The 13,664-nt window shown below is 54.1% G+C and carries 8 protein-coding genes; 5 read left to right on the top strand and 3 right to left on the bottom strand.

Going from position 1 to position 13,664, the window contains the following annotated elements; all coding sequences use genetic code 11:
• Nucleotides 1-40 precede the first annotated feature (40 nt).
• Nucleotides 41-1,930 carry a biosynthetic arginine decarboxylase gene (gene speA / locus L1F30_RS12460; protein WP_253356522.1) on the bottom strand — a complete coding sequence of 630 codons (1,890 nt, stop codon included), beginning with the start codon at nucleotides 1,928-1,930 and terminating at the stop codon, nucleotides 41-43.
• Nucleotides 1,931-2,098: 168 nt separating this feature from the next.
• Here speA and L1F30_RS12455 point away from each other — a divergent pair, with 168 nt between their 5' ends.
• Both L1F30_RS12455 and L1F30_RS12450 read left to right on the top strand, forming a co-directional pair.
• Entirely contained in the window at nucleotides 2,099-2,446 is a 348-nt protein-coding gene (locus L1F30_RS12455; protein ID WP_253356521.1) for a DUF6122 family protein, read from the top strand.
• Between the two features lie 149 nt (nucleotides 2,447-2,595).
• Nucleotides 2,596-3,090, top strand: a complete 495-nt coding sequence (locus L1F30_RS12450; RefSeq protein WP_253356520.1) for a peptidylprolyl isomerase — start codon at nucleotides 2,596-2,598, stop codon at nucleotides 3,088-3,090.
• A gap of 81 nt (nucleotides 3,091-3,171) precedes the next feature.
• Here L1F30_RS12450 and L1F30_RS12445 read toward each other — a convergent pair whose 3' ends face one another.
• A complete protein-coding gene (locus L1F30_RS12445; protein WP_253356519.1) occupies nucleotides 3,172-3,882 on the bottom strand; it encodes a DUF5020 family protein in 711 nt (236 codons plus the stop codon).
• Entirely contained in the window at nucleotides 3,860-7,477 is a 3,618-nt protein-coding gene (locus L1F30_RS12440; RefSeq protein WP_253356518.1) for an EAL domain-containing protein, read from the bottom strand. The genes L1F30_RS12445 and L1F30_RS12440 overlap by 23 nt, the downstream gene beginning before the upstream one ends.
• Nucleotides 7,478-7,786: 309 nt before the next feature.
• Here L1F30_RS12440 and L1F30_RS12435 point away from each other — a divergent pair, with 309 nt between their 5' ends.
• From L1F30_RS12435 to L1F30_RS12425, 3 genes are all read left to right on the top strand, one after another.
• Nucleotides 7,787-9,358, top strand: coding sequence for a hypothetical protein (locus L1F30_RS12435; protein ID WP_253356517.1), 1,572 nt, complete (start codon nucleotides 7,787-7,789; stop codon nucleotides 9,356-9,358).
• A 122-nt stretch (nucleotides 9,359-9,480) separates the two neighbouring features.
• On the top strand, nucleotides 9,481-12,183 hold the full coding sequence (locus L1F30_RS12430) for a TonB-dependent receptor domain-containing protein (RefSeq protein ID WP_253356516.1): 2,703 nt from the start codon (nucleotides 9,481-9,483) through the stop codon (nucleotides 12,181-12,183).
• Nucleotides 12,184-12,430: 247 nt separating this feature from the next.
• Nucleotides 12,431-13,612: a methyltransferase gene (locus tag L1F30_RS12425; protein ID WP_253356515.1), complete on the top strand. Its 1,182-nt coding sequence runs from the start codon at nucleotides 12,431-12,433 to the stop codon at nucleotides 13,610-13,612.
• Nucleotides 13,613-13,664: the final 52 nt, after the last annotated feature.

Genomic DNA, 13,664 nt, shown 5'->3' with positions numbered 1-13,664 from the left:
AAAGGCCAACGCAAAGCAGTGCTTTGCGAACGTTGGCCTTTTACTCCTCCAGGTAGGAGTAGCCTGCCATACCCGATTCCAGTTCCGCCAAATACTCGGCTTGTACCTTAGGGGAAATATCACTGGCGGCGAGCTTTTCGCGGTAGATACCGATGATTTGGTCTACATCGAAGTCTACGCACGAAAGCATGTCTGCTACTGTGTCGCCCATTAACGGGTTCAGAATTTCGTAGCTGCCGTCTGGGTTGAATTCCACGTGCATTGAGTGGGTATCGCCAAACAGGTTGTGCAAATCGCCCAGAATTTCCTGGTATGCGCCCACCATGAACATGCCCAGGTACAGGGGCTTGTCTTCATCCACTTTTGGCATGGGCAGGGTGGGCTCAATGCCTTCGCCTTCTACGTATTTATCCAGCTTGCCGTCGGAGTCGCAGGTGATGTCTTGCAAAATGCCGCGCCGCTCGGGGCGGCGGTCCAGGTAGTGCAGGGGCAGCACCGGGAAGATCTGGCCAATGGCCCAGGCATCGGGCAGCGACTGAAAAAGTGAAAAGTTACAGAATACTTTGTCTGCCAGCTTTTCATTTAATTCATCAAGAATTTCTGCGTGCACGCCTGGGTTGTTTTGCAGCACGTCGCGCACTTTTACACAGCTGGCTGCGTAGAGTTCACTGGCGCGGGCCCACTCTTGCAGCGACAGCGCACCGTGCACATACAGGCTGTGTGCCTCGCCAATGGCGTATACCGCATCGTGGTAAATTTCCAGTGCGCTGCGGCGCGAAATGTTTTTAAAGCCGTGCCACAAATCCTGCAAAATACTGGCTTCGTTATCTTCCACCGGGTCTGGCAGTTTGTAGCCAACGGTTTCCTCTACGCCAATCACATCGGTAATCAGCACCGCGTGGTGCGCGGTCATGGCGCGGCCCGATTCTGAAATAATATTGGGGTGGGCAATGTCGTGGGCGCTGCAAATATCCATGAGCGCGGTAACCACTTTGTTGGCGTATTCCTGCATGGAGTAGTTGGTAGAGCAAGACGATTGCGAGCTGGTGGTACCCTCGTAATCCACACCCAGGCCGCCGCCTACGTCTACCCACTTAATTTGTGCACCCAGCGCATGCAGCTCGGCGAAATAGCGCGCAGCTTCGCGCAGGGCGTGTTGAATGTCGCGAATGTTGGCCAGCTGCGAGCCCAGGTGGTAGTGCACCAGCTGCAATGCATCCAGCTTATTGCGCGCGCGCAGGGTATCTACCATAGAGAGTATCTGGGTGGGCGAAAGGCCAAATTTGGATTTCTCGCCGCCGCTGCTTTGCCACTTGCCCTTGCCCTGTGAAGCCAGGCGCACCCGCACACCCATACGGGGGTTTACGCCCATTTTCTCGGCTTCTTCGAGCACGAGATTCATTTCAGACATTTTTTCCACCACGATGTACACCTGGTGGCCCAGGTGCTCTGCAATCAGCGCGGTGCGGATGTACTCGCGGTCTTTGTAGCCGTTACACACAATCACAGAACCGGGTTTGGCAAGGCCAATGACGGCCATCAGCTCGGGCTTGGAGCCGGCTTCAAGGCCGAAGCGCTCCTGGCCGCCGTGTAGCAACAGTTGCTCAACCACATCGTGCTGCTGGTTTACCTTGATGGGGTAAACGGCGCGGTATTGGCCTTCATAGCCCAGGCGTTCGCGCGCGCCGGCAAAGGCGTTGCACAGCCTGTCTACGCGATCGTGCAGGATGTCGTTAAAGCGCACCAGCAAGGGCGTAGGCATACCCTGGGCACGCGCCTGCTCAACCAAAGCCATCAGGCTCACTTCATGGGCGGGCTGATCCGGATCAGGGCGCGCAATCAGCTCGCCCTGTTCGTTTACGTCAAAGTAGCCATCGCTCCAGTGAGTGATATTGTAGAGTTCCCGAGAATCGTCGATTGACCAGTTCATTGGCTGTGGTTGCCCTCTTGGATGGGGTAAAGTGGCGGATTGTAGGCTATGTCAGCTGCACTTCAAGGTGCATAGGCCCTGCGGGCGATAAGTGTCGCAATTGGGCAAGCATTGTGGCTTTTTACTCTGATTACCGGCATGAGTATACATAACTGGGGGCGTGATTAAGTGAGTCTTGCAGGGCTTGGCCACATTCTTTTGCATTTTCTGGTGCCCCTGCTGATTGCGCGCGTCTGTGCCCGCGCGCACTGGCGCAACGCGCTCGTGTGGATGCTGCTGGCGATGCTGGTAGATCTAGACCACCTGCTCGCCACACCTTTGTATGACCCGGATCGCTGCAGTATTACCTACCACCCGCTGCACCTTTGGCCTGTGTGGCCACTGTATGGATTGCTGGCGCTCTGGCCCCGCACCCGCTGGCTGGGTGTGGGCCTGCTGGTGCATATGCTGTTGGATGCCAGCGATTGTGTGCGCCAGTTTGGCCTGGCCGAACTGCTGGCGCGCATGTTCGATTAGCTATTGTACGGCCGGGTTCATTTAAGCCCGTTACTTGACTAGCTGGCTGCAGCGTTTATAAGCCTCGCTTGTACTGGCGCAGGTTTATGGCCATTGCCAAGGGGGGCGCTGCTCGCCATACTTGCGGCCTTTTATCGCCGGAGGTTTCCATGAAAATTACCCAAGACACAGTTGCCAGCTTTCACTATGAGTTGAAAGAGGGTGAAAGCACACTGGAAACCTCCCGCGAAGGCGACCCGGTACTCTACCTGCACGGCTACCAAAACCTGCTGCCTGCCATGGAAAAGCAGCTGGAAGGCCAGGAAGCCGGCGCCAAGATTTCTATGACGCTTACCCCGGCTGAGGCCTATGGCGAGCGCCAGGATGGCGCCACCCAGCGCATACCCATCAAGCACCTGGTGGATCACGCCAAGCTGAAAAACAAGCTGCGCCCGGGTATGACTGCATCGGTTAATACCGAGCATGGCCCGCAAGATGCCGTGGTGCTGAAAGTAGGGCGCTTTAATATTGATATTGACGCCAACCACCCCTACGCGGGTAAAACCCTCACCTTCGACATAGAAGTGCTAGAGGTGCGCAAGGCCACTGCGGAGGAGGTGTCTCACGGGCACGCCCACGGTGTGGGTGGCCACCAGCACGATTAAGGTGTCAGGAAGTTAAGATGTGCCCGCACTTCCTGGCGAAGTGCGGGCTTTTTTTACACGGGGGTTACAGGCCTTGGCGGGTTAAAAGTGCAGCTTGACCAGCAGGCTTGCGGTGTTTTGCCGGCTTTCTAGAATATCGTTGTCTATTCCGAATTTGTTATACCAGTAGTCATACTCCAGCCCCACATACCACCGCATTGATGAGCCTAAGGCTTTTTGCATGTCCCACTTTATTTGCGGGTTAAAGTGCAGGTGTGGTTCGGTTTCCTCAGTGCTGAAAACCCAGTCTATGTAGCCATCAATCACCCAGTGTTCGTTGGCAAAAGGGTAGGCCCAAGACACCGTGGTTTGCCAGCCGTGGCCTGTGTGATTGGGTGAATCCCGGTAGTAGACATTGGCCTTTAAAAATTTAAAGCCCTGCACTTTAAAATCTGTGCCCAGCCCACCCAAATAAGCTTCGGTATCGCCCTTGCCACGCTCGTAGGTAAAGGCTGCATAAAGGGGCATTTCGCCGTCTATCAATTTAAATCGCGGTGCAATTTCACCGTACCAGCTGTTGGCGGCATCGCTGCCGGGGAAGCTTTTGTAATCCACAAAGGAAAACAAATCGCCCCAGCTGCCCCAGGCTACCACTTCCAGCGTGGCGGTGGCCTGGCGCTCGGGCTCTACCGCATAGTTGTCGCCATAGAGGCCTGAAAGGCTTACGTCCATGGCGGCGCATGGCAGGGCAGCGCTGAGGCTGAGCAGGCTTGTAATGGCAAGTGTGTTGCTAGTGCGTAGTGGGCGCTGCATTTTTTTCTCCCAGGAGTTTGATCAGCTGAACATCGGGCATGGGCTTGGCCAGAAAAAATCCCTGCCCGTAGCGGCAGCCGCGGTTGCGTAGAAAGTCGAGTTGCTCTTGGGTTTCAATACCTTCGGCAACCACATCTATACCCAGCTTTTCACCCATGCTGAGAATGGTTTCAATTAATGTTTCCTGTGTTTTGCTGCGCCCGATGGCCATGACGAACGAGCGATCAATCTTGAGCTTGTTTACATTAAATCGCGACAGATAGCTCAACGATGAATAGCCTGTGCCGAAGTCGTCGAGTGAAATGTCCAGGCCTTCGCGCTGCAGCTCGGCCAGCAGGGCCTCGGCGTCCAGCCGGTCGTCAACCAATAGCCGCTCGGTAATTTCAACGGTTACCCGCGTTTTTTGCGGGTGTTCCAGCAGTTGTGCACGCCAATTGGCAAAGCCTTTTTCAGTTTCATGAAAGAGCCTGGGCGAAATGTTTACCGAAACACCCATGTTCTTGGTTTGCGTAAGTAGCGTCAGGCTTTTTCTTAACACCACTAAATCCAGGCGGCTAATAAGCCCTGAACTTTCGGCTACGGGAATAAATTCAGCCGGCGAAATGGTTTCACCGTCTGGCCTGTACCAGCGCGCTAGGGCCTCGCAATCGGCAATGGATTCATCTGCCAGGTTGAAAATTGGCTGGTAAGCCACAGACAGCTGATCTTCTTCAATGGCTTGCACCAGCTCGTTGTATATCCAGTGCTGGCGCTCAGAATGTTCTTGCATGGCCAGGGTGAAAAAGCTGGCATTATTTTTACCACTTTGTTTGCTGGCATACATGGCTTGATCTGCATGGCTCAGCAGCGTTTCGGTAGTGGTGGCATCTTCAGGAAAAACCGAAATGCCAATACTGACACTTGAGAAAATTTGATTGCCCAGCAGCATGAAGGCCTGGTTCATGGAGCGGATAATTTGCTCGGCCACTTTGAAGGCATTTTTATAGTCTTCAATGTTGGTAAGCAGTACGGTGAATTCATCGCCGCCCAATCTTGCTACCACGTCAGATTCGCGCGTGCAGGCTCTCAGCCGTGCCGCAATGGCGCGCAGAAAGTCATCACCGGTGGCGTGACCTAAGCTGTCGTTAATGGATTTGAAGTTATCAACATCAATAAACAGTAGTGCAACTTTGGTGTTCTCACGCTTGGCTTTGGTAAGCTCAATGGCCGTTTGCTCTGTGAAAAACCAGCGGTTAGGCAGCTGGGTAATCCTGTCCATTGTGGCTTGTTCGCGAATGGTGTTCTCGTTCACCTTTTGACGGGTGATATCTTGAATTGCGCCTATTAACTCGTTTCTACCCTGGGGGCTGAAGATGACTTTAATCCACTGAACTTTGCCGTCTGGGTGGTCTACCTGAATTTCAGTTTGCTGGCGTTCACCGCTTTCCTGGCATTTGCGCATAACGAACAGTAATTTTAGCCCTGCAACGCGGCTTAAATTTTTAGTGAGATCATCTGCAGAAAACGGCGGCGTGCGCACGTCCATTTGCATAATGTTGAACGCCTGGGCGCTGATCTCCGTGACGGTGTTGCCGTTGACAATGCGTAAGCCTGCCACCTGCGCCATGTCGCCAATTTCGGTGAGCAGGCGTTGGTTTTGGCGAATATTTTCCTCGTAGAGTTCGCGCCGGTTTTCCTGGCGGCGCAAGAGCGATATGAGCATGCAGAAAATAATAAACACCAATAGCGCTGTGGCGCGGGTGGCGAACAGGGTTTGCGGCTCAAGTGCGGTGCCCTGTGGTGGTAGTGTGGCCAGCATCCAGGAGTCGCTGCCGATATTGATGGGAACTGTGAGTGCCTCGGGGTTGTTAAATACCGCGGGGTCGCCGTAAAACACCTCGCCCAATGTGCCCTTGCCGTCTTTGCCGCGAATGGCGATGGTGGTAGCGGTAACGGGTTTGCCTGGTGTTAGTAAATATTTGGGGTCAAGGCCGGTGCGCAACAGCAGGCGCGCTGCGTCTATGGGTGCGGCTACCAGCCCCCAAAAGCGGAGTTCACCACCGTTTGAATTGATGAACACTGGCGCACGGGCAATAAAGGCCTGGCCACCTTGCACCAGCTCAAGGGGGCCGGCCAATACCATTTCACCGCGATCACGCACCCGGAATGCCGCTTCGCGCTGGGCATCGTTTTTGTGGTAATCAAGCCCCAGGGCGGCCTCGTTTCCTTTCATCGGATAGACGTAGCTCACCACCAAATCCGGCGCCAGTACAATGTTGCGGATGCTTGGGTCGCGGCGCATCATGGCTGCGGCAAAATCTTTAAAATCCCTTTGCGAAATATCCGGCTGTGCGCTTACATAGGTGGCCATGCCGTGAATGCCGGTAAGGGTATTGTTGAGCACGCCTTCAATTTGCGCCCGCATTTGCATGTTGCTTTCCAAAAGGCTTAAGCGCAGCAATTCCTGCTTTTGGCTTATAAGCCAACGTTCGATAGCCAGCGTGCCCAATACCACCGTAACGGCCAGCGCTAACAAAAGCGGCTGGTGTCGCCCGCGAATTACAAAAAATAAAATCAGGCCAATACTCAGGCAGATGCCCGCCAGAAACGGCAGCAGCTCATACAGGTTCTTCCCATCTTGTTGCGGGCGCCAAAGCATGCTGTTGATATTGAGCGGGGTTGTCAGGGCGCCAATTTGCAAAAGCGAATCTACCACCACCTGCCAGCGTACCGGATCTGAAAAGCCGATAGGTACCGCTGGGTATTGAATAAAGTTGGGCAAGGCTTTGGCGATATAGGTGTTATAAGCGGCCAGATTGTTTTGATCCAAATGGGTTTGCGGGTATTTGCGCAAGATAGTGTTCACCACGGCTGTGGGATTTTCCAGCGCAAGCAGCCAGCCCTGCTTGGTTGCCTCTATGAAATTGGCCACCTTTACGGGCTTGCGTTGCAGGGTGTCGGCACGGGTAAAGAGTATGTCGCTGTAGTGGCGGCGCTGAAACAACCCGAGCGATAATTCGTTGATCGGCAGGTTCTTTTTTTGTGCCTGATATTGCAAGCGCGGGCTGTAACCGAGAATCACGTCTGCCGCGCCTTGGGTCAGTAACTCCAGGGGGGCTGGGCTTGCCACAAAACTCATGGTATGCGTATCTATGCCGAGCTGGCGCAACAATGATTTCAACTCGTGTAGTTCGCTGCTGGCTGCAAGGTATGCAATGCGCTTGCCCACCAAGTCTTGTAGCTTGCCAAGGGGCGTGTCTTGCAAGCTGAACAGCGAGGTGGCCGTTTGTTGGAATATGGGCGCCAGGATTCTCAGCTGCTGGCTGGCCTCTGGGTGATAGAGCAATTCAATACCCGCAACGCCGAAGGTGGCGCGCCCGGCGAGCACCTCTGTTATGGGGTCTAGTCGCTCACCGGTATGGGTGAAACCGCTGCGAATTTCGACCCCCAGCCCGTAATCTTTGTAGTACCCCTCATCTTCAGCGGCGTAATAGCCCGCGTAGCGATATTCGTGATCCCAGGGCAGTTGCAGGCTTACCTCTGTGTTTGGCAGGGCGTGTGGTGCCCAGCAAAGGGCAAGCAATAACACCAGCGGTAGGGTGAGGGCTCGGGTCAACGCGGCAGTTCCTGCTGTGATGGTGTGAAATGAATAGCCAATATAGCTCTGAGCCTAGCATACGGGGGCGTTTTCGCCGCTCGGGCTGCAGTATTTGTATCGGCGGTTTACCTTAAGCCTTAAGGTAAATTTTCTTAATAGTGTCAAATTTTTGTCATCTGCATGCCATTTTATGGTCGCAAAGCCGACATAAAAGTGACTGAGTTTTGTCATTTTGGAACGCTAGTATCTCCTTCCCAAGTGAGCCACATACCGGCCGTAAGAGCCTTCTCACCTACCTACAAATGATCATCGTTAGGAGACGATTCCATGAAACTCAAGCACATACTTGCACTCAATACGCTGGCAGCCGCCCTTATGGCCTGTGGTGGTGGCGACGTAAATGTTCAGCCAACCAATATCGATAATTCAGTGGATAACAGCGTTGTTAGCGGTGGTGGTTCTGGCGACAACAACCCTTGCGCCAGCTACGCGGTTGATGGCCAAACACTGATAGGCTCGTTTGATGGCAATAACTGTTTTTACGATTCCACTTTCGTTGGGGTAAACAAACCACTGGTGGCGGACCTCACCATTCCGTTTATCTCGGGTGTGCACATTTTCGAAAGCAGCCTGTTTGTAGGCGAAGACGTAACCCCGGCTGATATCGCAGCCGGTGTGCCCGTGCCGCAAGAAGGCGATGGCCCAACGCTAACTATCGCTGCCGGTAACAAGCTGGCCTTCTCTAACCCGAGCGACTATGTGCGCATTTCCCGTGGCTCACGCATCATCGCCAACGGCACCTCAGCCGCACCCATTATCTTCTCCGGATATTCCGACCTGGTGACCAACACAGCGGCTGAAAATGCGGTAAGCCTGTGGGGCGGCATCATGATTAACGGAAACGGCATTACCAACAACTGTACTGATGATGAGCGCACTAATGGCACCTGTGCTGTGCAATCTGAGGGGCAGGAATCCTACTACGGTGGCAACAATAATGAAGAGAGCTCAGGCTCACTCAAGTATGTGGTAGTAAAGCACTCAGGCTTCGCCGTAGTGACCGGTGACGAACTTAACGGCATTACCTTTAACGCCGTAGGTTCCGGCACCGTGGTTGATCACGTGCAGGTGTACAACACCTTTGATGACGGTTTTGAATTCTTCGGTGGTGCTGTAAACGTATCCCACGCGGTACTGGTAAACGTGCGCGACGACTCGCTGGACTTCTCAGACGGCTACGTAGGTAAAATCCAATACGCGCTGATCAAGCACGCATCAGACAATGGCAACCGCTGTATTGAAGGCGACAACATCTCCGACAAACGCCCAGCCGATGCATCTAACCCGGCAGACTGGCTGATTGCGCCCATGTCTCACCCGATTTTATCCAACATCACCTGCTTAACCTCAGGCAATGACAACGGCACCCACGGCGATAGTGAAGGCTTCCTGTTGCGCCACGGAGCAGAGGCGGAAATCTACAACTCTATTGTTGTATCCCCTGCGGGTGGCAACGAGTGCTTTGAGATCAACAGCACGGGCACCGTTCAGAATGCTGAAAACGGCAAGCTGATTGTTGATTCCACCATTTTGTCTTGCTCAGAGCCTGTTAAGAATGCCGGTTCTGACGATTTACCTGCCGGCAGCAGCTTCAACACCACCAACTTTTTCAACGCGTCGGCCAATAACTTTGTTGAAAGCAACCCGGCCGGTGCAGCTGTGGTAGACGGCATCTACACCCAGGGCATGATGATGGATTCTTCCAGCAATGCCATCACGGTGATGACTACCGACGTATCCAATGGCAAGAATGATGACTTCTTCGAAATGCCAACTTACTTCGGTGCGGTAGTAGCCGATGACGACTGGACGGCCGGTTGGACGCTGGGCCTGCAGTAATTCGCTGATGGCAGAGGTGGGCTTGCCCACCACTGCCACCGGTTTAGACGATGGGCTCGAACAGTGTGGCTAACAAGGTTCGGGCCCATTTCTGCATCAAGATACGACAAAGGTCAGCAACAATGAACACTAAAAAACACTGGCAGCGCAACGCCCTGGCCCTGGCTGTAATGGCCAGCGTGAGCCCCTTCGGTTTTGCTCAAGCCGATTCAGTTGAGGCAGATGCGCCCACCATTCGCATTGCCAAACCCCTGGAAGAAGTCACGGTAGTCGCTCGCCAGCGCAGCAGTGCCGAAGATGTGATCGCAGAGCGCCTGGAATACGATGTGGTTACCGATATTATTTCCAGTGAACAGATTGTGCGCGTGGGCGACCCTAACGTGGCCTCGGCGCTAAGGCGCGTACCCGGCCTGACGCTGGTGGATGATAAGTTTATCTACGTGCGGGGTTTGGGTGAACGCTACTCGTCTGCGCAGTTGAACGGTGCCTTGGTACCGTCGCCTGATTTGCAGCGCAACGTGTTGCCGCTGGATATTTTTCCCGCCGAAGTGATTCAGTCACTGGCAGTACAAAAGGTATATTCCGCCGATATGCCCGCCAATTTTGGCGGCGGTAACGTGGACATCCGCACCCGGGCATTGCCTGATGATCTGCTGGTAAATCTGTCTATCGGCACCGGTTGGAGTTCAGAAAGTACTGGTAAAGATGGGCTCACCTACGCCGGTGGTGGTGATGATCGCTGGGGTGTAGACGACGGCACCCGCGCGCTGCCGGGTGAAATTTCCCAAGCCATTAACGAATACCGCGGCGACATTTCAGTAGCCAATATTCTGAAAACCCTGAACTACGACGGTGGCTTTCACACTGTAAATGAGGCGCAAGATATCAATCGCCAGATTGCGTCATCGCTGAATCGCGATATTGATGTCAAGTCTTCGAAAAACGGGGCAGACCAAAAGATCAAAGGCGGTTTGGGCTATCGCTGGGGCGTGTCGGAAGATTGGGATGTTGGCTTTATCGCACTGGGTGCCTACGATCAGAAAACGCGAAATAAAGATCGTGTGAATCGCAGCGCCAGCAATCCAGAGAATAATTTCTCTAACACCATAAGCACAACCGACGAAGTGTCCATCAATAGTTACACCAGCCTAGGTGTAAACCATGGCATGAATCACAAAGTTGACGTGAATTACTTGTTCATTCGCAATACCGAAGATGAAGCCAGCATTACCCGTGGTTTTAATGAAGGTACCCAGGCCGAAAAAGACAGTGGTAACCGCTTTGTTACCTACGATCTGCGCTACGAACAACGTGAGTTGCACACCTGGCAGGCCAAAGGTGAGCACAACATTGTAGCGGCGTTTAACGAATCAATATACGAGCTGCCATTGCGTTGGGCTGATGAAATGGTGCTGAACTGGTACTACAGCGATAGCCGCGCCACCACTGAAAAGCCCAATGAAGTGGCCGTTGAAGGTATTGAATCCATCGACGTTGCAACGGGTGAAGTCTACTCCACGCGCGTGCAGGAGTTGTCTAAGGCGGCCATCTTTCGCTTCACCGATATGGAAGACAACGTAGAGAGCTACGGCTGGGATGTTCGTCTGCCTCTTACATGGGAAACCTATGATCTGGAGTTAAGTGGTGGCTTTGATGGCTCGCGTAAAGATCGTACCTATATCGGCACATCGGTGAACATCGATACCTCCAATGCCAGCATGGATGCACTGGGCGGTACACCGGGCGAAGTATTTGGTGAAGATGAACTCACCAAGCGTAGCAACGGTTTTATCGCCTCTTTGGGTTCGGCGGAGGCTGAGTCTTACTTGGCCGCGCAAACGTTGGATGCCTGGTACGGTAAAGCCGACTTAACGCTGGATTTGACTTGGCGTTTCTCCGGAGGCCTGCGTCGTGAATCATTCAAGCAGGTGGCGCTGCCCATCGACACGCTGGATTTTGTGAACCAGATGCGGGTGAGCGACGAGGAGTTGGAAAAAATTGTAGTGTCGGAAACCAAGAGTTATCCATCGCTTTCGATGACCTACATGCTGCAGAATTTTTGGGCCGAACAGTTCCAGTTCCGGTTGGGCTACGGTGGCACCACCGTGCGCCCGGATTTACGTGAAGTGGCAGTTGTGCAATACATCGATCCGGTAACCGATTACCGCGTAGTGGGCAATCCCTACCTTGAGACCTCAGATCTGCAAAATTTTGATGCCCGAGCTGAATGGTTCTTTGACAGCGGCAACAGTTTTACCTTGTCGGCCTTCTACAAAGACATTGAAAGCCCCATCGAAACCGTGCGTGCGCCTGGCTCTGATGACAATGTGGTGCTGACCTTTTTGAACGCCGAAAAAGCTTCACTCATGGGCGTGGAAATGGAGTGGCTCTGGGGCCTGGATAACGCCCTTGAAGGGTTGTTTGTGTCTGGCAACCTGACCCTGAGTGATTCAGAAATTACCATTACCGATCAAGACATAGGCCTAACCAATAATGAGCGCCGCATGACCGGCCACTCCCGTGAGGTGGCCAACATCCAGTTTGGTTACGATGCGCCCAGTGGTATGCACAGTGCCACACTTGCCTATAACTACTTTGGTTCACGCATTGCGTTTGCCGCGCGCGACGGCGCAGATGATGCATACGAAGATCCATTTAATTCTCTGGATCTGAACTACGCATTCTACCCCTACGAAAACATCAGCCTGCGTTTAAGGCTAACCAACTTGCTTAATGAGCAGCGCACCATTACCCAGGACGGCAACCGTATTCTGGAAGAAGTGGCCGATCGCACCTTAAGCCTTGGCGTTAAGTGGGATTTGTAAGGTATTTTTAATCTAATCGCAGCATAGCGATCATAAACGGAGCATTGCTGCCAGGATGGCACCGCGATTAGCCGAGGGTGCCCCGGTGGTGTTATAGGCCGCCACCGGGGGTAACGCGCACGCTGGGCGTTTATCGCACATGTCCTTTTGCACATTCACGGGCCGCTGGCCCGTTTTTTTGTGGCGGGCTTTGTGATCTTTGCAACTGGCGGTAACATAAGCCTGAATACTCCTTTGTGACCCGCCAGTGATTGCCCAGCATTTTCAAATTTTAGATTCCGCACTCTACGGGCATCGCCACTGGTGGCAGTTTCGCCCTTTTCACCACTGCGACTACCCCTGGGCTAACGCGCAACTCACCCAGTGGCTTGCAACATTGCGCGATGAAGAACTCTGGGCCCTCGATGCCGACCCCGCAGCGCTGGCCGAGGCGATGGCGCCTTGGGTGGATGCCGCGCCCTTGTTGGCCCTGTGCCGCGAATACGGCGAGGTAGTGCCTTTTAACCCAGAGCCCAATGCACGCTTGGGGCAGGGTATTGCAGGCCGGAAATGGGCCCAAATCCAGGCCTTTGCCGGTGCACTGGGCCAGGTGCGGGGCAGCGTGGTGGAGTGGTGTGCCGGTAAAGGGCATCTGGGGCGGCTGTTGGCGCACCGGGGCGCAAGTTCAGTAACCAGCATTGAGTGGCAGCGAGCGCTGTGCGAAAGCGGTCAGGCCCTGGCACAAGCTGCGCGCTTGCCGCAAAACTTTGTGCAGGCCGATGTGATGCAACTGGGCACCGATGCCTTGGCCGCAGCGCAACTGGTAGCACTGCACGCCTGTGGCGATTTACACGGCCACCTGTTGCGCTTGTGGGCTGCTCGCGGCAACACTGCCGCTTTGCACCTGGCGCCCTGTTGTTTCCACCTGCAGCGCGATGATCACTACACGCCGTTCAGTGCCCAGGGTCGCCAGAGCCCATTGCAGCTCACCCGGGCAGACTTAAGCCAGGCCATGCAGCAAACAGTCACCGCCGGTGCCCGCGAGCGCCGCCTGCGCGACCGGGAGTTGCACTGGCGAATGGCGTTCGATGAATTGCAACGCAGCCTGCGCGGAGTAGATGCCTACCTGCCATTACCCACTGTGCCAAAATTACTGCTGAGCGGTGATTTTAAACAGTTCATCGATTGGGCATTGGCACAAAAACAGTTGGCAGGAAAGGCGCGCGCGTTTGAAGAATACGAGCAGCGCGGCCAATTGCGAGCGGCCAAGGTGCGCCGCATGGAATTGGTGGCAAAGTGTTTTCGGCGTTCGTTGGAGTTATGGCTTGTGCTGGATCGCGCGTGTTTTCTGCAAGAGGCTGGTGCCGATGTTCGCGTGCACGCTTTTTGCGACTTTGCGCTTACTCCTCGAAATTTTATGATTCAGGCGCGTATGCCAGGTAAAGTGTGAGTGGGTTAGCCCGCTTGATGGTGCAATACATTGGAGTGAATGTTTAGATGTT

Source organism: Simiduia sp. 21SJ11W-1, from assembly GCF_024138675.1.
Classification (GTDB): domain Bacteria; phylum Pseudomonadota; class Gammaproteobacteria; order Pseudomonadales; family Cellvibrionaceae; genus Simiduia.
Note: the sequence above shows the minus strand (reverse complement) of the source record. Positions and strands in the feature narration are given on the sequence as shown.